We start from the raw sequence: 21,026 nt of genomic DNA, 5'->3' as shown, positions 1-21,026 counted from the left end.
CCGGTCGCTCGTGGAAGCGGGCCGCGAGGGTCGGCACGTCCTCGGCGGGCCGCAGGTACAGGCTCCCCTCGTGGAGGTTGGTGCCGATGAGCAGGTCGATCCCGCCGCGCACGGCGTCGGCGGGCTGCTGGTCCAGCACCAGGCTGAACGGCGTGGTGCCTGCGTCCCGGACCTCCGTCCACGGCTCGTGCGGCCGGGGCGGGGCGAACCGCAGCGCGCTGACCGGGGGTGCCGCGTACGGCACACCGAGGAACTCCGTGCCGTGCGCGGCTCTCCGGCGGCGCACCGGCCCCGAGGTCGTGCGCACCACCGGGGTGCCCATCACGCGCCGTACCGCGGGAACGGGGCCCACCCGGAGATGGCGAACGAGGAACCCCGGTGCTCGACGGTGAACGCGCTGTGGCCGCTGATGTGCGCGGGCAGCACCAGCGCGCGCTGGTCGGCCGCCCAGGCGAGCAGGTGCCGCCGCGTCCGGCGCGACCCCGCGGCGTCCTCGCAGAAGCAGCTGTTGTGGTCGGGTTCGGCCACCTGCCACGGCGTGTGCACCAGGTCGCCCGCGAACAGCGCCTGCTCGCCGCCGGAGCGGAGCTTGAGCACGCTCGACCCCGGCGTGTGGCCGGGTGCGGCCTCCAGGGTCAGGTTCGCGTCGATCCGGTGCTCGTCCTCCCACAGCACCACCTGCCCGTTCGCGTGCACGGGCGCGACGCTGTCCTCGAACACGTTCTCGTTGACCCCGCCCGCGACCGCGGGGTTGTTCGCGGGGTTCCAGAACTCGAAGTCCGCCTTCGGCACCAGGTACGTGGCGTTCGGGAACGTCGGCTCCCACTCGCCGTCGCGCAGCCGGGTGTTCCAGCCGACGTGGTCGACGTGCAGGTGCGTGTTCACCACGACGTCCACGTCCTCCGGCCGCACGCCCGCCCGGTCGAGGTTCCCGAGGTAGTCGAGGTCCAGGTGGTCCCACCAGGCGACGGCGGGCCGCGACTTGTCGTTGCCGACGCCCGTGTCCACCAGGATCGTGCGGCCCCCGCTGCGCAGCAGCCACGTCTGCATCGCGACCTGCACGACGTTGTCGGCGGGGTTCAGGTGGTCCGGCACGAGCAGGTCGTGCCGGTCCCGCCACGCCTTCTCGGGCGAGCCGGGGAAGAACTGGTCCGGTGTCATGCCCACCGGCCCGTGCATCTCCTCCACGCGCGCCACCACGACGTCGCCCACCGTGATCTCGTCCACATCAGCCTCCGGATTTCGTTGTCCCACAACGAATCCTGAGGTTCCGGAGCGGCGTTATCCACACCCCGCGGGGGCTAGGCACGGCCGGGTCGGGGGACCTCCGCCTCCACGAACTCGCGGAACGCGCGGGCGGGCCGCCCGGTCACGCGGTCGACGGCGTCGGTGACCCGGTCCTCCGACCCGCCCCGGACGTCCTCGTCCAGCGCGGCGAGGAACGCGGCGAACTCGGCGGGCAGCCCCGACGCCGCGAGGTGCCGGGTGAGCTCCTCCGTGCTGAGCGACCGGTGCCGCACGGGGGTGCCGGTCCACTTCCCGATGATCTCGGCGGCCTCCGCGTAGCTCACCGCCTCCGGCCCCGTCAGCACGTGGTCGGTGTTGTGCGGCACGGCGTCGGTCAGCGCGTGCCCGGCGACGGCGGCGATGTCGCCCGCGTCGACGAACGCGACCCTGGCACCGCCCGTCGCGCTGACGATCTCCCCCGTCCGCACACCCGCTCCCACCTGGTGGGCACCGGTGAAGTTCTGCATGAACCAGGACGGCCGCAGCACCGTCCACTCCGGAACCTCGGCGCGGACGAGGGAGTGCAGCGCGCCGAGCGGCCGGTCGCCCTCCTCCATCGCCGACGAGCTGAGCAGCACCACGCGCCGCACCCCCGCCGCCAGCGCGTCGGCGAGGAACGGCTCCACCACCGGCACGGGGTCGACCACCCCGATGGGCGCGACCAGGTAGACGGCCGACGCCCCGGACAGCGCCGCCGCGTGGGTGGACCGGTCGGCCCAGTCGAAGCGGACCTGCCCGGCCTCCCGGGGCGTGCGCGTGGCCCGCCGGACCGGGGTACCTCGGCGCTGGAGGAACTCGACGACCCGCGAGCCGGTCGTGCCGGTCGCCCCGAGCACCAGGACCTCAGACATCGGCGTTCCCGGCGAACGCGCCCGCGGTCTCCCCGGCGCCGCTCAGGACGTCGGCGGCGGCGGCCGGGCTCCAGTAGTCGCGGTAGTGCCGGATCTCGCCGTCCCGCACGGTGATCACCGCGATGTACGACATCGAGTAGGCCTTGCCGGTCGGCACCACGACCCCGTTGGCCGTGAACTCCGCGACCACCACCTCCGGGTCGGTGGTCACGTGCACGACCGGCTCGGGGATCTCGCGGATGTCGAGCACGTCCGGGTACCCCTTCAGGTACTCCCGCACGGCCGCGCGACCGTCCAGCCGCCGAGGGGCACCGGGTTGGGCGAACGGGAACTCCAGCACGCCGTCCTCGGCCCACAGGTCCGCGAAGGCGGCCGTGTCGCCCTTCAGCAGCAGCTCCGTGGCGTGGGCGACGAGTTCCTGGGGTGTCATCTGACGATCTCCTAAATAGGACGAGACGGTAGCGTCCCGACCAACGTAGCACAGGACGGGACGGCACCGTCTCGTCGCTACACTCTTCGCATGACCCGTCGCGCGCCCACCGGGGCGGCCCTGCTGCAACCCGGTGTCACCAAGGCCATCACCGACGCCGTGCTGGCCGAGTGGGCCGAGCAGGGCTACGCGAGGCTGTCGATGGAGTCGGTCGCCAAGCGGGCGGGCGTGGGCAAGAGCGCGCTCTACCGCCGCTGGCCCTCCAAGCAGGAGATGGCGATGGCGGTGCTGGCCGACTTCAGCGTGGCGCTGGCCGCGACCCCGGACACCGGCTCACTGCGGGGAGACCTGCGCGAGGCGCTGGACAGCGTGCTCACCTGGCTGACCGACCCCAGCTTCTCCAGGATCATGCCCGACCTCGCGGCGGAGGCGACCCGCAACCCGGAGCTGTGCGCGTTCATGAAGAACATGATCGGCACACCGAGGCGCGAGCGCTCGGCCGTGATGCTGCACCGGGCGGTGGAGCGCGGCGAACTGCGCGCGGACGTGGACCTGGAACTGCTCCAGGACCTCCTGGCCGCGCCGGTCTACTGGCGCCTGAGCGTCCGGGGCTTCCCGGTGGAACCGACCTACCTGGACGACCTGACGGACCTGATCCTCCGCGCGGTCACAACCACCGGTTCCGCTTGAACGTCCGGTGCAGCACCAGGCACCCCACCGCCACGAACCCCAGCACCCCGTGGTACCCGTACTCCCACCCCAGCTCTGGCATGTGCTCGAAGTTCATCCCGTACAACCCGAACACCATCGTGGGCAGCGCGACGATGGCGGCCCACGACGTGATCTTCCGGACGTCGTCGTTCTGCCGCAGCGTGATCCTCGCCAGCGTCGCGTACAGCAGGCTCGTCAGCAGCTGGTCGAACGACTCGATCCGCTCCGACACCACGGCCAGCCGGTCGAGCAGGTCCCGGAACCCCTCCCGCACCTCCCCCACCACCTCCGGGCTCTCCACCGCTTCCCGCAGCACGACGGCCAGCGGCGTGACCGACCGGTTCAGCTCCACGACCTCGCGCTTCATCAGGTACATCTGCTCGGCCCCCACCAGCACGCCGGGCGCGAACACCAGCGCCTCGATCGCGTCGATGTCCCCCTCGAACGCCGACACGACCTCGACGTGGCTGTCCACCACGTGCCCCGCGACGGCGTGCAGCACGGCCGACGGCCCCAGCGCCAACCGCTCGGGCGAGGCCTCCAGCTCCTCCCGCAACCCGTGCAGGCTCGAATGGGCCCCGTGCCGGACGGTGATGACGAAGTCGTTCCCGAGGAACGCCATCACCTCGCCGGTCTCCACGATCTCCCCGCCACCGCCGGGTGCGGGGTGGGCGACGTGCCGCGCCGTCTTGAGCACCAGGAACGTGACGTCCCCGTACCGCGCCGCCTTCGGCCGCACGTACCCGGCCACGGCGTCGCGCACCGACCGCGCGGGCAGCCCGAACACCTCGGCGACCGACCGCACCTGCTCGGCCGTGGGCTCCAGCAGCCCGAGCCACACGAACCCGGTCCCCCGCCGGCGCACCTCGGCCGCCGCGCCCCGGTAGGTCCACTCCCCCGGCAGCCGCTCACCGTCGACGTAGACCGCGCACCCGACCACAGCGCCGCGCACCCCGTGCCCCTCGGCCGACGCGTCAGTCATGTGTTCCTCCCCCTCGCACCGCGATGCCGACCGCCATCCCACCGCACGGCCGATCCGCGGCTCCCGACGCCCCACGACACGGACGACCTCGACCGCCCGGACCCGCGGTTGTGGGAGACTCCGGCCATGTCGTCCATCCCCGAACGGATCGCCGCCGACCTCGAACAGGAGATCCTGGAGCGGCGGTTGGACTCGGGCGCGCGCTTCGCCCTCAGGACGGAGCTGATCGAGCGCTTCGGCGTCAGCGCCAACGCGATGAACGAGGCGCTGCGGATCCTGCGGGAGCGGGACGTGGTGCACGTCAAACCGGGCGCGCAGGGCGGGGTGTTCATCTCCCAGCCGCCCCCGCAGGTGCGGCTGGGCGTGATCGACCTGTGGTTCCGCGGTCTGCTCGTGGACGCCGTCGACCTCTTCGAGGCCAGGTCGCTGATGGAGGACGGCTTCGCGAGCACGGCGGCGGAACGGGCGACGCCGGAGGACGCGCGCGACCTCGCGTGGGCGCTGGAGGAGCTGCGGAACGCGCGGGAGGACGCGAGGGCCTACCTGGAGGCGAACATGCGCTTCCACAGCGCCGTCGCGAGGGCGGCGCGCGTGCCGGTGCTGGCGGGCATGTACGAGTCGATCGTGACCCTGGTGCGCGGCACGCTGGTCCGGGCCGAGTTCTCCGGCCCGGACGTGTGCGAGGTGATCGACCGCAACGTCGAGGTGCACGCGCGCCTGGCGAGGGCGATCACGACCCGCGACCACGGCGCGCTCGCCAAGGCGCTGGTGGAGCACCGGGCCGACCTGGTCCGGATCTCCGAGCCGTCGCGGTCACCGGGCCGCAGCGCCTGACCCCTCCGCCAGGAAGCCCTCCACGAGCGCGGCGAACCGCGCGCCGTGCTCGATCTGCACCCAGTGGCCGCACCGCGCGAACACGTGCAGCTGCGAGCGGTCGATGAGGTCGAGCAGCCGCAACGAGGTGGCCATCGGGATCACCCGGTCGTCGCGGCCGTGGACGATGAGCGTCTCGTGCGGCAGGGCCGCGATCACCTCCTCGTCGAGCGCCATCGCGTCGACGCCGTCCTGCCGGGGAGCGGGGAACATGCGGGAGTAGGCCTCGTGCACGCCGGGGCGGGTGGCCGCGTCGAGGCGCAGGCGCGCGAGGTCGTCGCCCACCGCGGCCCCGTCGTGGGTGAACACCCGCATGAGGTCGCGCATCGCGTCGAGCGACGGCTCGAACCCCCAGACGGCGTCGAGACCGGGCGTGAGGTCGAACGGGACGCCGACGCTGCCCATGAGGACGAGCCGGTCGACCCGCTCCGGGGCCCTGGCCGCCAGGCGCAGCGCCAGCGCGCCGCCGAAGCTGTTGCCCACCACGGAGACCACGGGCAGGTCCAGCGCGTCGAGGAAGCCGAGCAGGTGGTCGAGCCAGACGTCGGGGCCGTAGGCGACGTCCGGAGGTCGTTGCGTGTAGCCGAATCCGAGGACGTCGGGCGCGACGACGCGGTGGTGCCGGGACAGCTCGGGCAGCACGGTGCGCCAGTTCGCCCACGCCGAGACCCCTGGACCGGACCCGTGGACCAGCAGGACCGGCGGCCCTCCACCGAGGTCGTGGTAGTTGGTCGCCACGCCGCCGACGGCGACGGTCCGGCCGATCTCGTCGTTGTTCTCACCCATCGCTCGATAGTTCCACAAGAATCTGGAAGATTCTAGGAAGTTCAGACTTGAACAATCGGCAGAGCTGGTCATACACTTGCCGAACTAGTGGAACTTTGCGCAACAAGCGGTCGGGAGGCCAACGCGATGCCCAGCGTCACCGTGGTGCCGCACGACGTCCGCGCCGAGGCGCGGACCGGTGAGTCGGTGGTCGACGCGCTGCGCCGGGCGGGCTGGCGGAGCCCGTACCGGTGTCGGCGCGGGGGCTGCGGGGCGTGCAAGGCCCGGCTGGTCGAGGGGCGCGTGCGCTACGCGCACCCGGTCGCCGACTCGGTCCTCGACGCGGCCGAGCGGGCGGCGGGGCTGTGCCTGCCCTGCCGCGCCGAGCCCGTCACCGACGTCGTGGTCGACCTCGGTCCCGCACCGCTGCGCGCGGTTCTGGTCAGCACAGCGCTCGCGGACGAGGAAGGACGGTGACCATGGCGGTCATCAGGTTGGGGTACGTGCACGTGCGCGTCACGGATCTGGCGCAGGCGCGGCGGCACTACCGGGAGACGCTCGGGATGGACGTCGTGCACGAGGAGGGCGGCCGGGTCTACCTCAAGTCGTGGGACGAGGACGACCACCACTCGGTCGTCCTGGAGGAGGGCGGTGTCGGCCTGGTCAAGTTCGGCTACAAGGTCACCGGCGACGGCACGCTCGACGCGGTCGAGGACCGGGTGCGCGCGTTCGGCGCCACCTGCGAGCGGATGTCCGAGGGGGACAACGCGGGCGTGGGCGACGGGCTGCGCGTCACGCTGCCGTCCGACCACGTGCTGGAGCTCTACTCCGAGGTCGAGCACCTGGGCACGAAGGTCGGCAAGCTCAACCCCGACCCGTGGCCGCGGGGGCTGCGCGGGATCGGGGTGCCGCGGATCAACCACGCGCTCATCACCACCGAGGACCCGGCGCTGCTGGAGCGGTTCTTCCAGGAGGCGCTGGGGTTCCGGCCCGCCGAGCGGCTGGTGGCGGGCGACGAGGACTCCGACCTGGTCGGGTCGTGGATGTACTGCGGCGACCAGCCGCACGACATCGCGTTCGTCAAGGGCGCCAACGGGAAGCTGCACCACTTCGCCTACGAGGTAGACGACTGGAGCGCGCTGCTGCGGGCGGGCGACGTGATGTCGATGGACGACGTGCCGATCGACTTCGGGCCCACCCGGCACGGCATCACCCGCGGCGGGACGATCTACTTCTTCGACCCGTCCGGCAACCGCAACGAGGTCTTCTCCGGCGGTTACCGCACCGGGCCGGACTTCCGGCCGATCACCTGGACGATGGACCAGGCGGCGCGCGGCATCAACCACACCCACCGCGAGATCGACCAGGCGTTCCTGGAGGTCGTGACGTGATGGAGCGGCTGGCGGCCGACCTGCTCCTCGGCGCGCACCGCGACCGGGTGCCGTGCGCCCCGGTGCGCGACCTGATCGGCGCGGCCGACGTCGTCACCGCCTACGAGGTGCAGCGCCTGGTGACCGCCGCCCGGTGCTCAGCGGGGGCGGCGGTGGTGGGCCGCAAGATCGGTCTGACGTCCGAGGCCGTGCGGACGCAGCTCGGCGTGGACAGCCCCGACTTCGGGGTCCTCCTCGACGACATGGCGATGACCGAGGACTGGCCGATCCCCCTGGACCTGCTGCTGCAACCCCGGATCGAGGCCGAGGTCGCGTTCGTGCTGTCGGACGACGTGGACGACCCGGACGTGGACCTCGCCGGGGTCGTCGCCTACGCCTCGCCCGCGCTGGAGGTCGTGGACAGCCGGATCGCCGGGTGGGACATCACGCTCGGCGACACGATCGCGGACAACGCGTCCAGCGGGCTCTTCGTCCTCGGTCGCGCCAAGGTCCCGCTCGCCGAGTTCGACCCGGTCGCCACGCGCATGGTCATGACGCGGGGCGGCGAGGTGGTCTCGCGGGGCACCGGTGCCGACTGCCTCGGCGATCCGCTGGCGGCGCTGCGGTGGCTGGCGGTGACGGCCTGCGAGACCGGGTCGCCGCTGCTCGGCGGGCAGGTGGTGCTGTCGGGAGCGCTGGGTCCGATGGTCGCCGTCCGCGGCGGCGACGCCTTCCGGGCGCACCTGACCGGTCTCGGCGACGTCAGCGCCTCGTTCACGACGCGGGAGGACCGGGCATGAAGGTGGCCGTCATCGGCTCGGGCAACATCGGCACCGACCTCGTGGTGAAGGTGACCCGGCTGTCGAAGACCCTCGACGTGGGGGTGGTGGTCGGCATCGACGCCGCGTCGGAGGGTCTCGCCCGCGCCGCGCGGATGGGGGTCGCGACCACCCACCGCGGCGTCGAGGGGCTGCTGGCCGTGGACGGGTTCGCCGACATCGGGATCGTGTTCGACGCGACCTCCGCCGAGGCGCACCGCACCAACGCCCGGCTGCTCGCACCGCACGGCAAGAGGATGGTGGACCTCACGCCCGCCGCCCTCGGCCCGTTCGTGGTCCCGTCGGTCAACCTGGAGCAGCACCTCGACGCGGTCGACGTGAACATGGTGACGTGCGGGGGCCAGGCCACCATCCCGGTGGTCGCCGCCGTGTCCGGGGTGGTCCCCGTGCCGTACGCGGAGATCGTCGCCTCGATCGCGTCGCGGTCGGCCGGACCCGGCACCCGCGCGAACATCGACGAGTTCACCGAGACCACCGCGCGCGCGATCGAGGCCGTCGGCGGGGCCGCGCGCGGCAAGGCGATCATCGTCCTCACACCCGCGCAGCCGCCGCCGATGATGCGGGACACGGTGCTGTGCCTGGTGGACGCCCCCGACCCGAGCGCGCACGACGTGGTGCGCGCCGCGGTCGGCGCCATGGTCGAGCGGGTCGCCGCGTACGTGCCGGGGTACCGGCTCACGCGGCCGGTGCAGATCACCCCGGTCCCGGACGGGCAGCCCGTGCGCACGCTGACCGGCGGGGCGCGGGCGACCCACCAGGTGACGGTGTTCCTGGAGGTCGAGGGTGCCGCCCACCACCTCCCCGCCTACGCGGGCAACCTCGACATCATGACGTCGGCGGCGCTGCGGGTGGCCGAGCGGATGGCGGCGTCGTGACCGGGGTCTTCGTGCAGGACGTGACGCTGCGGGACGGGATGCACGCCGTGCGGCACCGGATGGACCCGGACGTGGTCGGGCGGGTCGCGGCGGCGCTGGACGCCGCCGGGGTCGACGGCATCGAGGTGTCGCACGGCGACGGCCTCGGCGGGAGCAGCCTCACCTACGGGCCGGGCAGCCACGGCGACCTGGAGTGGATCGAGGCCGCGGCGGCGAACGTCCGGCGCGCCAGGCTGACCACGCTGCTGCTGCCGGGGATCGGCACGGTGGCGCACCTGCGGGAGGCGCACGCGCTCGGCGTCCGGTCGGTGAGGGTGGCGACGCACTGCACGGAGGCCGACATCTCCGCGCAGCACATCGCGACCGCGCGCGAACTCGGCATGGACGTGGCGGGGTTCCTGATGATGAGCCACCTGACCTCCGCGCCGGAGCTCGCGGAGCAGGCGAGGCTGATGGAGTCCTACGGCGCGCACTGCGTGTACGTCACGGACTCCGGTGGCCGCCTGACGATGGACGGGGTCCGCGACCGGGTGCGCGCCTACCGCGAGGTGCTGCGCCCCGAGACGGAGATCGGCATCCACGCGCACGAGAACCTGTCGCTGTCGGTGGCGAACTCCGTGGTGGCGGTGCGGGAGGGCGCGTTCCGCGTGGACGCCTCGCTGGCCGGGCAGGGGGCAGGCGCGGGCAACTGCCCGGTCGAGGCGTTCGTCGCGGTCGCCGACCTGCACGGCTGGCGGCACGGCTGCGACCTGTTCGCGTTGCAGGACGCGGCGGACGACCTGGTGCGCCCGCTCCAGGACCGCCCGGTGCGGGTCGACCGCGAGACCCTCACCCTCGGGTACGCCGGCGTCTACGGCTCGTTCCTGCGGCACGCGGAGGCGGCGGCGCTGCTCCACGGCGTCGACACCCGCGCACTCCTGGTGGAGGTCGGCAGGCGCGGCCTGGTCGGCGGCCAGGAGGACATGATCGTGGACATCGCACTGGGCATGTCCACGTCCCCACGATGAACGGACACCGCACCATGCGCGCGATCGTGCTCGACGCCCCCGGCCCGCCGGAGGCGCTGGCCGTCCGGGAACTCCCGGTCCCCGAACCGGAACCCGGTCAGGTCCTCATCAGGGTCGAGGCGTTCGGCCTCAACCGGTCCGAACTGCACACCAGGCTCGGTCTCGCGGAGGGCGTCACGTTCCCCCGCGTGCTCGGCATCGAGGCGGCGGGCGTGGTGGAGCGCTGCCCCGGCGGCGAGTTCCCGGTGGGCGCGCAGGTGTTCGCGATGATGGGCGGCATGGGCCGCACGTTCGACGGCGGGTACGCCGAGTACACGTGCGTGCCCGCGACGCAGGTGCTCCGGTTCCGCAGCGACCTGCCGTGGTCGACGCTCGGGGCGGTGCCGGAGATGCTCCAGACAGCCCACGGCTCGATGACCGTCGGCCTCGGCGTCCGGGATGGACAGTCCATCCTGGTCAGGGGCGGCACGTCGTCGGTCGGCATGGCCGTGGCAGTGCTCGCCCAGCGGCGCGCCATGACCGTGTTCGCCACGACCAGGAACCCCGCCAAGGCTCGGGCGCTGACCGACCTCGGCGTGGACCACGTGCTCCTCGACGACGGCGACGTCGCCGCGCAGGTCCGCGCGGTGCTGCCGGAGGGCGTCGACACCGCCCTGGAACTCGTCGGCACGCCCACCCTCCCGGACACGCTGCGCGCGACGCGGGTGGGCGGGGTCGTGTGCTTCGCCGGGATGCTGTCGAACGAGTGGACGGTGCCGGACTTCTACCCCATCGGCTACCTGCCGCGGGGTGTGCGGCTCAGCGCGTACGGCGGCGACGCGAGCGACCTGCCTGCCGAGGTCCTCCAGGAGTTCCTGGACGCCGTCGCCGACGGCAGCGCCGTCGTCCCGGTCGACCGGGTGTACCCGTTCGACCGGATCGTGGAGGCCCACACCAGGATGGAGGCGGGCGAGGCGACCGGGAAGATCGTGGTCACGACCCGGTAGTCGGTCCATTCGAGACGAGTCGGGTTTCGGCGGCGGCGCGGGCGGCAACTCGCCGGGAGCAGTGGTCATCGCTCCAGGGAGGTACTCGTGAACGGCGGTTCCCGGTGGCACGTCGTCCCCACCAGCGCCCGCGCCTGCTGGCTCAGCCTGCTCGTGGGGGTCATCGTGACCGTCAGCACGACCGTGCGGATGGTCTCGGCGGGTGAGGCGGCCGTGCTGCCCGTCATCTCCCTCGTACTGGGTGTGCTGGTGATCGCCCTCGGCACCGCGGGCCTGGTGTCGCCGAGGCTGCGCGGCCGGTAGTCGAGCCGTCGGCGGTCGACCGCCGGTCCGGCACCGACGCCCAGAACGAGGTCAGCACCTCGGCGGCGCGGGCCGGGTCCTGGACCATCCACCAGTGCCCTAGCCCGTCGAGGACCCCCACCTCGGCCCCGGCCAGCGCCGCCGCCGCGCGGCGCTGGCCGTCCGTGCCGCCCAGGGTGTCGGCACCGGCCAGCACGGCGAGCCCCGGCCGTGCCGCCGCGGCGGGCAGGGTCCGGCCGAGGTCGGCCATCGCGGGCTGGGCGGAGGAGCGGTGGTGCGCCAGGACGGCGCGTCCCATCGCCGCGTCCTGCTCGGGCGCGATCCGCTCCGCCACGGCGCGGCTGATGCCCCGGCCGACGAGCGTCGCCACCCGGTCGGCCGCGGACGCGCCGAACCGCCGCGCCACGTCCACCTCGCCCACCCCGGCCGTCTGCCAGAGCCGGGCCAGGTAGTGCCAGGTGTAGTCGGGGTGGAACAGCCCGATCGCGTCGCTGGCCCAGCTGCGCAGCAGGTCCGGACGGCTCATGGCGACCCGGACCACGTGACCGCCGCCCAGGTCGTGCCCGACGAGGTCGACCGGACCCGCGAACGCCTCCAGTTCACCGACCAGCCAGCGGTGGTACTCCCCCGCCGTCGCGCCGAACCCGTCCGGCAGCGGTGCGCCGAACCCCGGTGGCGACAGGCACGTCACGTCGTCCCGGCCGAGTTCCGCCAGCAGCGGCCCCCACACCGCGGCCGTCTCGGGGTTGCCGTGCACGAACACCGCGTGCGCCACGCTCACCCCTCCCGCGGAACCGTCGCCTGGAGCACGGACTCCACCAGCGCCTCGTCGCGCAGGTGGGCGACCGCGAGGTACTCGGGGTCGCGCGCCATCTCGACGAACGCCCGCCTGCTCGGGTAGCGCACCAGGGCCACCGCGTCCCACGCCTGGCCCTCCTCGGCCACCAGGGCCGGGCCGCACTCGCCCAGGTAGTCCACCGACAGGCCGTACTTCGCGCCCATGCCCGCGGCCACCGCCTCGATGTAGCGCTGGTAGGTCTCGCGCCCGCCGTCGGGCTGGAAGCGCAGCAGGTTGAGCATCACCACGGGGCCGCCGGGGTCCTCGGCGAGCAGGACGTCCAGGGCGTGGTCGGTCAGGTCGTTCACGGGTTCTCCTCGGGTCTCCAGGGAGCGCCAGCCTCACATACTTGTCAACCAACACGCAAGTTAGTGCCCTACACTGGTGCCATGACCGTCGACAGCAGCACCGGAAGGCTGACCCAGCGGGAACGCCGCGAGCGGACCGAGTCCGCGCTGATCACCGCCGCCGCGGAACTCGTGGTCGAGTCCGGCCTGCGCTCGCTCACCCTCGCCGGGGTCGGCGAACGCGCCGGGTACAGCCGCGGGATCGTCAACCACCACTTCGGGTCGAAGCAGGCCCTGGTCGAGGCGCTCGCCCTAGCCACGCAGAGCGGCTTCGTGCCGGGCATGGACGGCCGCGAGCCGGGTCTGGACCGCCTGCTGGCGCTGGTCGACGGCTACGTGGGCAAGCTCGCCGAGGTGGGCGTGACCAACAGGGCGTTCCTGGTGCTGTGGGCCGAGGCGTCCACCGCGCCGGAACTCACCGAGACCTTCCGCCGGCGCGACGAGGCCTTCCGGAGCGACCTCCGCGCCGACGTCGCCGCCGGGATCGCGGCGGGCACGGTCCGCCCCGAGGCCGACCCGGACGACGTCGCCGTCGCGATCGTCGGACAGCTGCGGGGCATCGGTCTGCAACGCCTGCTCGACGGCGACGCCGTGAACACCGAACGACTGCGCCGCACCGTCGCGGACCACTGGCGCCGCGCACTGTCCACCGAGGACCCGACCCGACGGTGAGGGGACCCGCCGCCACGTCCGACGCGGCTGGGTGACGACCGTCAGCTGCCCTGGTTGCCGTCCTCGGACCTCCGGTGTCCCCGCTGGCGCCGGTGTCGTTCCCGGCGTTCCCGCTCGCGGCGGCCGTAGGTCGCGTTGCGGACGGTTTCCTCGTCCTCCAGGCTCGACCCGAGCGCACCGGCGACGATGCCGACCGAACTGCACAGCCACACCAGGTTCAGGTACGAACCGACACCGACCGGGTGGCCCAGGGTTTGGGCGAAGTAGCCGCTGTCGATCAGGACGCCCGCGGCGAGCAGCGCCAGCACGAACAGGATCGCGTACATGAACGCCACGCCGATCGCCAGCGTGGTCGCCGTGGAGACGTTGTACAGCAGCGCCTTGCGTCGCTCGCCAGCCTCGGAAGGCCGGTCCCAGAGGTGGTTGTACACCGTCAGCCAGACCGTCATGATCAGGATGGTGACCACCGTGATCGCGGCCAGCCGCAGCGGGGGCAGCGCGTCCGCCAGCTTCCAGAACGAACTGGTGATGATGCCGTAGGCGGCGGTCCCGGCCGCGGCCGCCGTGGCGCCCGCCAGGTGCGGGACCAGCCGCCACGGTCGGTTGTCCCGCACCATCCCGGCCAGCAGCCGCAGCCTGCCGCGCAGTCCGACCAGGGCGACGTGCGTCGCCGACGACTCGCGGTCATCGGGCAGCCGCTCCGTGGGGGCCAGCGCCTCGCGCAACCTCGCCGCCGCCCCCCGTCCGTCGTGGTCTCCGTCGATCCCGAGCCGTCGCGACACCAGCTGCCGCACCACTCGGACCAGCAACGCCCGCGCCCGCCGCCGCACCAGGACGGCCCCGAGCGCGGGCAGCGAGATCATCGCGACACCGTGGTCGACGTCGACGCTGGCGGCGACCGGTCGCGTTCCCGCGCGGCGGGGCAGATCGGTGACCAGGACCAGCAGGTCCCAGCCCCGGTCCTGCCGCCGCTGCCGCGACAGCGCGCGCATCGGGATGTCACCGTCTTCGTCCAGCGGGAGCTGGACCACCTCGTGCTCCACCCGCCACCGCGTCCGCCCGTCCACCCCGGTGGCGAGGATGCCGGGCAGCTCGTCGGCGATCATCGTGATCACCTGCTCCGGCAGTCCTTCGTCGGACAGCACTCCTACGGCTATCAGGTCTGGTTCGTGCACGGGGTCCACCTCGCTCGTCAGCGGCCGCCCGGCGACGTCGCGTGCGGTCGCCGGGCCGTCAGGGTGTGAGGACGACCCTCTCGCGGTCCTCCTGCTTGTTCTCGACCATCTCGAAACCGCGCTCCGCCTCGTCGAGCAGGCCGCCGATCACCGAGGCCACGCCGCCGCGGCGCGACGTGATCGCCTGGCGCGGCGCGTGCGGACGTCCGGTCTCCGACCGGACCCGCGCGTACCGCGCCTGCCCGCGAAACCACCGGTCAGGTGCGAGCTGCCGAACACCCGGCGACCGGGTGACCGACCACCTTCTCCGCGGTCCTCGGCGTCCGACAGCGGTGGCGCGGGCACTCCTCGCGCACCAGTTCGCCCCACCGGGCACCGTCGGACCGGACCACCTCGCCGGTTCCAGCACCCGCGTGGGCCTGCGTCCTCGGTCACGGCCACGAGTCCGGCTACCCTCCCGACGGTCCGGCCAACCCCCGCACGACGATGTCACCCGATCGCCGCTACACCTCCGACTCCGCAACGGCGGCCGCGGGCTCCTCGCGCGAGAACCTGCGCAACGTCGGGTTCAGGGTGGCGAACACCGTCAACACCGCCGTGCCCGCCGCGCACGTCAGGATCGCCTGCGTCGGCGTCAGCCACTCCACCAGCGCACCGCCCACCGCGGGTCCCGCGATGGCGGCGACGCCGAGCGCCACGCCCATGACGCTGCTCAGCCTGCCGCGCAGCTCGTCCGGCGTGAGCAGCAGCTGGTAGGTCGTGATGGTGGTGTTCGCCGTCGGGGCCAGGAACGCCGCCGCCGCGAACAGCACGCCCGTCGGGATGCCGGGGTCCACGACCAGAGCCAGCGGGATGAGAGCGGTGATCACCCAGAAGACCACGACGATCGACAGGTGCGGCCGGAGCGCGCGGTGCAGGCGGGGCGCCACGAGCGCGCCCAGGATGCCGCCCGCGCCGAGCATGGCGCCCATGACGCCGATCTCGCCCGCGGACACGCCCCGCTGGTGGGCGATGGCGATCATCAGCAGGTAGAACGCCTGGAAGAACAGGTTGAGGCCCACCGCGCAGAACGCCACCACCCGCACGACGGGCTGCGTCCACACCCACCGCAGCCCCTCGCCGACCTCTCGGTGGAAACGGCTCACCGGCGCGGGTTCCCGCTCGCGGGCGGGGATCCGGATGAACAGCAGCGACACGAACGTCGCCACGTGCGTCACCGCCTCCACCGCGAACGGCAGCCAGCGGCCGAACCCGAACAGCAGCCCGCCGAGCGCGGTGCCCGAGAGCTGGCCGAGGTAGCCGCGCGCCGCGTTCATGGCCACCGCGTCCGAGAGCTGCCGCTCGGGCACGATGGCGGGCAGCGCGGCCTCCTCCGCGGGCTCGGACAGCGCGCGGCAGACACCGAGCACGACGACGACCGCCACGACGTGCTCCACGCCCGCGACGCCCCACCACAGGCCCGCCACGAGGCAGCCCACGGCCACCGCCTGCACCGCTTCGCAGACCAGCATCACCGTCCTGCGGTTCCACCGGTCGACCAGCGCTCCGGCGGGCAGACCGACGACGAGCTGGGCCGCCGCGGCGACGCCCAGCACGAGGCCGGACGCCGCCGCGGAGTCGGTCAGCGTGAGCACCAGCAGCGGGAGCGCGATCATGGACGCGCTGGCGCCCGCCTCGGACAGCGCCTGCCCGACCCACAGCAGCCGGTAGTCGCGGTTGCGCGACAGCGACCCGGTCACCGGTCGCCCCGGCAGTCCGCGGCGATGCCGCGCAGCGCGTCGAGGAAGTCCTCCGCGACCCGCCGCACGGTGGCCTCCTCGTGCCGGTCCGGCTGGTAGTACCAGGTGAAGCGGAGTTCCCCGGCGGCGACACCGCCGACGACCTCCAGGAGGTGCGGTCCCCGGTCCGTCGGGTCGCCGTCCTGCCCGACGGGGTCGAGCACGTCCCGGTACAGCCCGCCGTCGGCGTGCTCCGCGGTGCTGCCCGACTGGCCGAGGTAGTTGAACACCACCTGCGGTCCCGGTCCGGCCAGTCGCCGCCGCGCCTCCGGCGGTCCGAGGTGGCGCAGCGCCCCGAACCCGAACCCGTTGCCGGGAACGGTGCGCAGCTGCCTCCGGACCGCCTTGACCAGGTCGCGCCACGCGGGCCGCTCCTGGTCGGGCACGGTGAGCCCGACCGGGTAGAGGGTGGTGAACCAGCCGACCGTGCGGGACAGGTCGGCGCCGAGGACGTCCTCGCGGCCGTGGCCCTCCATGTCGAGCGACACGGTCGGCCGCCCGGTGAACCGGGACAGGGCACGGGCCAGCGCGGCGAGCAGGACGTCGTTGACCCGCGTGCGGTAGGCGGTGGGGGCGTCGTGCAGGAGGGCGTCGGTGTCCTCCGCCCCCAGCACCACGTGCACCGTCGCCGCGGGCGTTCCCGGTGTCGGCCGCTCGTGGTCCACGGGCAGGGGCGCCGCGTCGAGCGCCGCCGCCCAGTGGTCCAGCTCGTGGTCCAGCGCTCCCCCGGCGGCGTGCCGGTCGAGCTTCTCCGCCCACTCGCGGAACGACGTCGACTTGGCGCCCAGCTCCACGTCCTCGCCGCGAGCGGCCTGCCGGTACGCGGTGTCGAGGTCGTCGAGCAGGATCCGCCACGACACGCCGTCCACGACGAGGTGGTGGGCGGCGAGGAACAGCAGCGGCGACGGCCTGTCGTCGGCGTGGAACAGCACGGCCCGCAGCAGCGGACCGGTGGCGAGGTCGAAGCCCGCGTGCACCTCGTCGGCGATCTTCACCAGGTGCGCCTGCCGCTCCGGTTCCGCGATCGGGGTGAGGTCGTGCCGCTCCAGCACGCCACCCGGCTCGACCGGGGCGTTGTGCTGGCGCCACTCGCCGTCGACGTGTGCGAAGCGCAGCCGCAGCGCGTCGTGGTGGGCGAGCACGGCGGTCAGCGCGCGGTCGAGCGCACCCTCGTCCAGGTCGGTGGTCAGCTCCAGCAGCATCGACTGGTTGAAGTGGTGCGGGGCGACCGCGCGGGTCTCGAAGAACCACCGCTGGATCGGGGTGAGCGGAACGTCGCCGACGACCTCCGCAGTGTCGGCGGGTCCGGTCTCGACCTCGGTCACGACCGGCGCGAGCGCCTCGATGGTCTGGTTGCGGAACAGGTTCTTGGTGGTCAGGGCGAGGCCCGCCTTCCGGGCGCGGGAGACGACCTGGATGACGAGGATGGAGTCGCCGCCCAGCTCGAAGAAGTTGTCCCGGACGCCCACGCGGTCGGCGCCCAGCACGCTCGCCCAGATCTCCGCGAGCGCCTCCTCCACGGGGGTTCGCGGCGGCACGTGGCCCGCCCCGTCCTCCGCGGTCGGCTCGGGAGCGGGCAGCGCTGCCCGGTCGAGCTTGCCGTTGGCCGTCACCGGCAGCGCGGGCAGCGGCACGAACGCCGAGGGCACCATGTACGCGGGCAGGTGCTCGCCGAGGAACGCGCGCAGGTCGGCGGCCCGCTGGTGCTCGTCGGTGACGACGTAGGCGACCAGGCGGGCGTGGCCCTGGCCGGTGTCCCTGGCCACCACGGCGGCCTCGGTCACCGAGGGGTGCCGGAGCAGCGCGGACTCGACCTCGCCCGGTTCGACGCGGTGCCCGCGGATCTTGACCTGGTCGTCGATCCGGCCGAGGTACTCGATCCGGCCGTCGCCGAGCCTGCGGACCAGGTCGCCGGAGCGGTACATCCGCTCCCCCGGCGCACCGAACGGGCAGGCGACGAACAGCGCCGCCGTCAGGCCGGGCCGGTTGAGGTACCCCCTGGCCAGCCCGCTCCCGGCGATGCACAGTTCGCCGGGCACCCCGACGGGCACCGGGCGCAGCTGGGCGTCCACGACGTAGAGGCGGGTGTTCCAGGCCGGGTGGCCGATCGGCACGGGTCCGGGGTCCAGCGGCGCTCCGGGTTCGATCCGCTGCTCCATGCAGCCCACGGTCGTCTCGGTGGGGCCGTACTCGTTGATCACCGTGGCGGTGGGGTTGGCCCGCCGCCACTCGTCCACCGCCGCGCCGAGCAGCTGCTCCCCGCCGACGACCAGGTCGGAGGTCGGCGAGAGGTCCGGGGAGACGGTGCCCAGCAGGGTCAGGTGGCTGGGGGTGGCCTTGAGGAACGCGGCCCGCTCCGCCGGTGCGGCGTCCTCGTCCAGGTCGTCGACCGCGATCCGGCCGCCGACCAGCAGCGGACCCAGCAGGGTGGTGACGGTGAGGTCGAACGAGACCGGCGAGTGCAGGACCGCCGAGCCCCGCAGACCGGGGTAGACCTCGCAGGCCCACGCGAGGTAGTTGACCACCGACCGGTGTTCGACCACCACGCCCTTGGGGCGGCCGGTGGACCCGGAGGTGTAGATCACGTACGCCGGGTCGTGCGGGGTCAGCGGTCCGGTCCGGTCGTGGTCACCGGGGTTCTCGGCCGAGCGGCCGTCGGTGGCGCGCAGCGGTTCCGGGTCGTCCAGCACCAGGACCGGGCGGGCGTCGTCGAGCACGAACGCGACCCGGTCCTCGGGCTGGTCCGGCTCGACCGGCACGTACGCGGCGCCCGACTTGAGGACCGCGAGCACCGCAACGACCAGGTCGGCGGAGCGCGGGAGGGAGATGGCGACGTAGCGGCCGGGGCCGACGCCGCGCGCGATCAGCGCGTGCGCCGCGTGGTTGGCGCGGGCGTTGAGGTCCGCGTAGGTCAGGGATTCGTCGCCGTCCACCAGCGCGACGGCGTCCGGCGTCCGCGCCACCTGTGCCTCGACCAACGCCGGCAGGGTGGCGTCCGGCACGGCGTGGGCGCTGTCGTTCCACGCGTGCAGCACGTGCCGCCGCTCGTCGGCGTCCATCAGCGGCAGGTCGGCGAGCGGCCGGTCGGGATCGGCGACCACGCCGCCGAGCAGGACGCCGAGGTGTCCGGCCATCCGCTCGACCGTCGCGGCGTCGAACAGGTCGGTGTTGTAGTTGACCGCTCCGTGCAGGGCGTCCTCGGTCTCCTGGAACTCCACGGTGAGGTCGAAGTTGGACGCCACCACCGGCAGCGGCAGGTCCTCGACGCTCAGGCCGGGCAGGTCCGGTGCGGGTTCCGGGGTGTTCTGGAGGACCACCATCGCCTGGAACAGCGGGGTGCGGCTGGTGTCGCGCTCGGGTCGCAGCTCGTCCACCACGCGCTCGAACGGCACGTCCTGGTGCGCGAACGCGTCCAGGGCGGTGGCCCGCACGTCGGCGAGGAACTCGCGGAACGTGCGGTCGCCGTCCACGGTGGACCGCAGGACCAGGGTGTTGACGAAGAACCCGACCAGACCGGCCAGGTCGGCGCGTTCCCGGCCGGAGGCCACGGTGCCCACCGCGACGTCGTCCTGCCGCGACCAGCGGGCGAACAACACCTGGCACGCGGCGACCAGCGCCATGAACAGGGTGCCGTCCTGCTGCCGGGCCAGGGTCTTGAGCCCGCGCGCGACCTCGGCGGGAACGGTGAACACGTGGATCGCGCCGTGGTTGGTGCGCTCCGCGGGCCGGGGCCGGTCGGTCGGCAGCTCCAGCGGCGGAACGCCGGTGAGGCGGTCCCGCCAGTACGAGAGCTGCTCGTCGAGCAGCGGTCCGGTCAGCCGTTCCCGCTGCCACACGGCGAAGTCCGCGTACTGCACCGGCAGTTCGGGCAGCGTCGGGTCCTCGCCCGCCCGCAGCGCGCGGTACAGCGCGTTCAGCTCGCTGGTCAGCACGCCGTTGGACCAGCCGTCGGTGATGATGTGGTGCGCCAGCAGGAGGAGCACGTGGTCGTCGGCGGCGACGCGCAGCAGCAGCGGGCGCAGCAGCGGACCGCGGCCGAGGTCGAACGGCCGGGTGCTCTCCCGTTCCAGCGCCTCCGCCAGCCCGTCCTCGCCCCCCGCCACGTCCAGCACCGGCAGCTCGACGTCGTGCGGCGGGTTGACGACCTGGACCCCGTGCCCCTCCACGGCGTCGAACGTGGTGCGCAGCGACTCGTGCCGCGCCACCAGAAGGGTCAGGGCCGTGCGCAGCGCCTCGACGTCGAGGGCGCCGCGCAGCCGCAGCAGCGACGGCGACAGGTAGTCGGTGCTCCCCGGCTCGAACTGGTCGAGGAACCACAGCCGCTGCTGGGCGAACGACAGCGGCAGGACACCGCCACGGGGAACGCGCGGGATCACGTCCTCGCCCGCGCCGGTCTCGGCGGCGACGGCCTCGACCAGCCGGGCGACCGTGGGCGAGCTGAACAGCACCCGCGGCGACACGGGGGCGTCCAGTTCGGCGCGCAGCCGGGACACGACCCGGATGCTGAGGATGGAGTCGCCGCCCAGCTCGAAGAAGTTGTCGTCGAGCCCGACGCGCGGCACCCCGAGCACGTCCGCCCAGATGCGGCAGACCCGGTGCTCGACCGGTGTGCGCGGAGCGCGGTAGGTCGCGGCGTCGGCCGCCAGGTCGGGTGCGGGCAGGGCCCTGCGGTCGACCTTCCCGTTGGAGGTGACCGGAAGGGCGTCCAGTCCGACGAACGCCGACGGCACCAGGTAGTCCGGCAGCCGCTCGGCCAGCCACGACCGCAGGTCCGTCGTCGCGGCGGGCACGACGTAGGCGACCAGCCGCCGGTGGCCGTCGTCCTGCCGGGCGACGACCACGGCTTCGCGGACGTCGGGGTGGCGGAGCAGGGTCGCCTCCACCTCACCCGGCTCGATGCGGAAGCCGCGGATCTTGACCTGGTCGTCGGTCCGGCC

General features: G+C 73.4%; 20 protein-coding genes and 1 pseudogene. 10 read left to right on the top strand and 11 right to left on the bottom strand.

Annotated elements, in window-relative coordinates:
- Window positions 1–163 precede the first annotated feature (163 nt).
- From AC156L_RS21915 to AC156L_RS21900, 4 genes and pseudogenes are all read right to left on the bottom strand, one after another.
- Window positions 164–322 (bottom strand): annotated as a pseudogene (locus AC156L_RS21915) (carboxylesterase family protein); the annotation flags it as partial.
- Window positions 322–1,227, bottom strand: coding sequence for an MBL fold metallo-hydrolase (locus AC156L_RS21910; protein WP_330874835.1), 906 nt, complete (start codon window positions 1,225–1,227; stop codon window positions 322–324). The pseudogene AC156L_RS21915 and the gene AC156L_RS21910, both read right to left, overlap by 1 nt.
- Before the next feature lie 74 nt (window positions 1,228–1,301).
- Window positions 1,302–2,138, bottom strand: a complete 837-nt coding sequence (locus AC156L_RS21905; RefSeq protein ID WP_330874834.1) for an NmrA family NAD(P)-binding protein — start codon at window positions 2,136–2,138, stop codon at window positions 1,302–1,304.
- Window positions 2,131–2,568, bottom strand: coding sequence for a nuclear transport factor 2 family protein (locus AC156L_RS21900; RefSeq protein WP_330874833.1), 438 nt, complete (start codon window positions 2,566–2,568; stop codon window positions 2,131–2,133). Before AC156L_RS21900 ends, AC156L_RS21905 begins: the two co-directional genes overlap by 8 nt.
- 90 nt (window positions 2,569–2,658) lie before the next feature.
- Here AC156L_RS21900 and AC156L_RS21895 point away from each other — a divergent pair, with 90 nt between their 5' ends.
- Window positions 2,659–3,258: a TetR/AcrR family transcriptional regulator gene (locus tag AC156L_RS21895; protein WP_330874832.1), complete on the top strand. Its 600-nt coding sequence runs from the start codon at window positions 2,659–2,661 to the stop codon at window positions 3,256–3,258.
- On the opposite strand, the gene AC156L_RS21890 is transcribed toward AC156L_RS21895, so the two are convergent.
- Entirely contained in the window at window positions 3,236–4,261 is a 1,026-nt protein-coding gene (locus AC156L_RS21890; RefSeq protein WP_330874831.1) for a magnesium and cobalt transport protein CorA, read from the bottom strand. The genes AC156L_RS21895 and AC156L_RS21890 overlap by 23 nt on opposite strands.
- A 126-nt stretch (window positions 4,262–4,387) precedes the next feature.
- On the opposite strand from AC156L_RS21890, the gene AC156L_RS21885 reads away from it, so the two are divergent.
- Window positions 4,388–5,095: a FadR/GntR family transcriptional regulator gene (locus AC156L_RS21885; RefSeq protein WP_330874830.1), complete on the top strand. Its 708-nt coding sequence runs from the start codon at window positions 4,388–4,390 to the stop codon at window positions 5,093–5,095.
- Here the strand turns inward: AC156L_RS21885 and AC156L_RS21880 are convergent.
- The gene (locus tag AC156L_RS21880) at window positions 5,075–5,920 is read right to left on the bottom strand and encodes an alpha/beta fold hydrolase (protein ID WP_330874829.1); all 846 of its coding nucleotides are present in this window, start codon (window positions 5,918–5,920) and stop codon (window positions 5,075–5,077) included. The two genes, AC156L_RS21885 and AC156L_RS21880, sit on opposite strands and share 21 nt — an antisense overlap.
- 126 nt (window positions 5,921–6,046) lie before the next feature.
- Here AC156L_RS21880 and AC156L_RS21875 point away from each other — a divergent pair, with 126 nt between their 5' ends.
- From AC156L_RS21875 to AC156L_RS21845, 7 genes are all read left to right on the top strand, one after another.
- The gene (locus AC156L_RS21875) at window positions 6,047–6,376 is read left to right on the top strand and encodes a 2Fe-2S iron-sulfur cluster-binding protein (RefSeq protein ID WP_330874828.1); all 330 of its coding nucleotides are present in this window, start codon (window positions 6,047–6,049) and stop codon (window positions 6,374–6,376) included.
- A gap of 2 nt (window positions 6,377–6,378) precedes the next feature.
- Window positions 6,379–7,290 (top strand): catechol 2,3-dioxygenase, encoded by a 912-nt coding sequence (locus tag AC156L_RS21870; protein ID WP_330874827.1) that lies wholly within the window; start codon window positions 6,379–6,381, stop codon window positions 7,288–7,290.
- Window positions 7,290–8,069 (top strand): 2-keto-4-pentenoate hydratase, encoded by a 780-nt coding sequence (locus AC156L_RS21865; protein WP_330874933.1) that lies wholly within the window; start codon window positions 7,290–7,292, stop codon window positions 8,067–8,069. The genes AC156L_RS21870 and AC156L_RS21865 overlap by 1 nt, the downstream gene beginning before the upstream one ends.
- Window positions 8,066–8,983, top strand: coding sequence for an acetaldehyde dehydrogenase (acetylating) (locus AC156L_RS21860; RefSeq protein ID WP_330874826.1), 918 nt, complete (start codon window positions 8,066–8,068; stop codon window positions 8,981–8,983). The genes AC156L_RS21865 and AC156L_RS21860 overlap by 4 nt, the downstream gene beginning before the upstream one ends.
- On the top strand, window positions 8,980–9,990 hold the full coding sequence (gene dmpG, locus AC156L_RS21855; protein WP_330874825.1) for a 4-hydroxy-2-oxovalerate aldolase: 1,011 nt from the start codon (window positions 8,980–8,982) through the stop codon (window positions 9,988–9,990). The genes AC156L_RS21860 and dmpG overlap by 4 nt, the downstream gene beginning before the upstream one ends.
- A 14-nt stretch (window positions 9,991–10,004) precedes the next feature.
- On the top strand, window positions 10,005–10,976 hold the full coding sequence (locus AC156L_RS21850; RefSeq protein WP_330874932.1) for a zinc-binding alcohol dehydrogenase family protein: 972 nt from the start codon (window positions 10,005–10,007) through the stop codon (window positions 10,974–10,976).
- 87 nt (window positions 10,977–11,063) lie between these two features.
- Complete coding sequence (locus AC156L_RS21845) at window positions 11,064–11,279, top strand: hypothetical protein (protein WP_330874824.1); 216 nt, start codon at window positions 11,064–11,066, stop codon at window positions 11,277–11,279.
- Here the strand turns inward: AC156L_RS21845 and AC156L_RS21840 are convergent.
- Together AC156L_RS21840 and AC156L_RS21835 are read right to left on the bottom strand one after the other, a co-directional pair.
- A complete protein-coding gene (locus tag AC156L_RS21840) occupies window positions 11,200–12,060 on the bottom strand; it encodes an alpha/beta fold hydrolase (protein WP_330874823.1) in 861 nt (286 codons plus the stop codon). The two genes, AC156L_RS21845 and AC156L_RS21840, sit on opposite strands and share 80 nt — an antisense overlap.
- The gene (locus AC156L_RS21835; protein ID WP_330874822.1) at window positions 12,057–12,425 is read right to left on the bottom strand and encodes a DUF1330 domain-containing protein; all 369 of its coding nucleotides are present in this window, start codon (window positions 12,423–12,425) and stop codon (window positions 12,057–12,059) included. Before AC156L_RS21835 ends, AC156L_RS21840 begins: the two co-directional genes overlap by 4 nt.
- An 81-nt stretch (window positions 12,426–12,506) precedes the next feature.
- On the opposite strand from AC156L_RS21835, the gene AC156L_RS21830 reads away from it, so the two are divergent.
- Complete coding sequence (locus tag AC156L_RS21830) at window positions 12,507–13,136, top strand: TetR/AcrR family transcriptional regulator (RefSeq protein ID WP_330874821.1); 630 nt, start codon at window positions 12,507–12,509, stop codon at window positions 13,134–13,136.
- Window positions 13,137–13,177: 41 nt separating this feature from the next.
- Here the strand turns inward: AC156L_RS21830 and AC156L_RS21825 are convergent, their stop codons facing one another.
- The 3 genes from AC156L_RS21825 to AC156L_RS21815 all read right to left on the bottom strand — a co-directional run.
- Window positions 13,178–14,311, bottom strand: coding sequence for a hypothetical protein (locus AC156L_RS21825; RefSeq protein WP_330874820.1), 1,134 nt, complete (start codon window positions 14,309–14,311; stop codon window positions 13,178–13,180).
- 503 nt (window positions 14,312–14,814) lie between these two features.
- Window positions 14,815–16,050, bottom strand: a complete 1,236-nt coding sequence (locus AC156L_RS21820; protein ID WP_330874819.1) for an MFS transporter — start codon at window positions 16,048–16,050, stop codon at window positions 14,815–14,817.
- The coding region (locus tag AC156L_RS21815; RefSeq protein ID WP_484407211.1) for an amino acid adenylation domain-containing protein at window positions 16,047–21,026 on the bottom strand (4,980 nt) is incomplete at its 5' end. The genes AC156L_RS21815 and AC156L_RS21820, both read right to left, overlap by 4 nt.

It is taken from the genome of Umezawaea sp., assembly GCF_057122925.1.
The sequence above is the reverse complement of the archived record's forward strand: the minus strand, read 5'-3'. Positions and strand labels throughout refer to the sequence as shown.

Bases quoted from the DNA above. Each gene is read 5' to 3' on its own strand.
- AC156L_RS21905 (WP_330874834.1), bottom strand. From the start codon at position 2,138: ATGTCTGAGGTCCTGGTGCTCGGGGCGACCGGCACGACCGGCTCGCGG.
- AC156L_RS21900 (WP_330874833.1), bottom strand. From the start codon at position 2,568: ATGACACCCCAGGAACTCGTCGCCCACGCCACGGAGCTGCTGCTGAAG.
- AC156L_RS21895 (WP_330874832.1), top strand. From the start codon at position 2,659: ATGACCCGTCGCGCGCCCACCGGGGCGGCCCTGCTGCAACCCGGTGTC.
- AC156L_RS21890 (WP_330874831.1), bottom strand. From the start codon at position 4,261: ATGACTGACGCGTCGGCCGAGGGGCACGGGGTGCGCGGCGCTGTGGTC.
- AC156L_RS21885 (WP_330874830.1), top strand. From the start codon at position 4,388: ATGTCGTCCATCCCCGAACGGATCGCCGCCGACCTCGAACAGGAGATC.
- AC156L_RS21880 (WP_330874829.1), bottom strand. From the start codon at position 5,920: ATGGGTGAGAACAACGACGAGATCGGCCGGACCGTCGCCGTCGGCGGC.
- AC156L_RS21875 (WP_330874828.1), top strand. From the start codon at position 6,047: ATGCCCAGCGTCACCGTGGTGCCGCACGACGTCCGCGCCGAGGCGCGG.
- AC156L_RS21870 (WP_330874827.1), top strand. From the start codon at position 6,379: ATGGCGGTCATCAGGTTGGGGTACGTGCACGTGCGCGTCACGGATCTG.
- AC156L_RS21865 (WP_330874933.1), top strand. From the start codon at position 7,290: ATGGAGCGGCTGGCGGCCGACCTGCTCCTCGGCGCGCACCGCGACCGG.
- AC156L_RS21860 (WP_330874826.1), top strand. From the start codon at position 8,066: ATGAAGGTGGCCGTCATCGGCTCGGGCAACATCGGCACCGACCTCGTG.
- AC156L_RS21850 (WP_330874932.1), top strand. From the start codon at position 10,005: ATGCGCGCGATCGTGCTCGACGCCCCCGGCCCGCCGGAGGCGCTGGCC.
- AC156L_RS21830 (WP_330874821.1), top strand. From the start codon at position 12,507: ATGACCGTCGACAGCAGCACCGGAAGGCTGACCCAGCGGGAACGCCGC.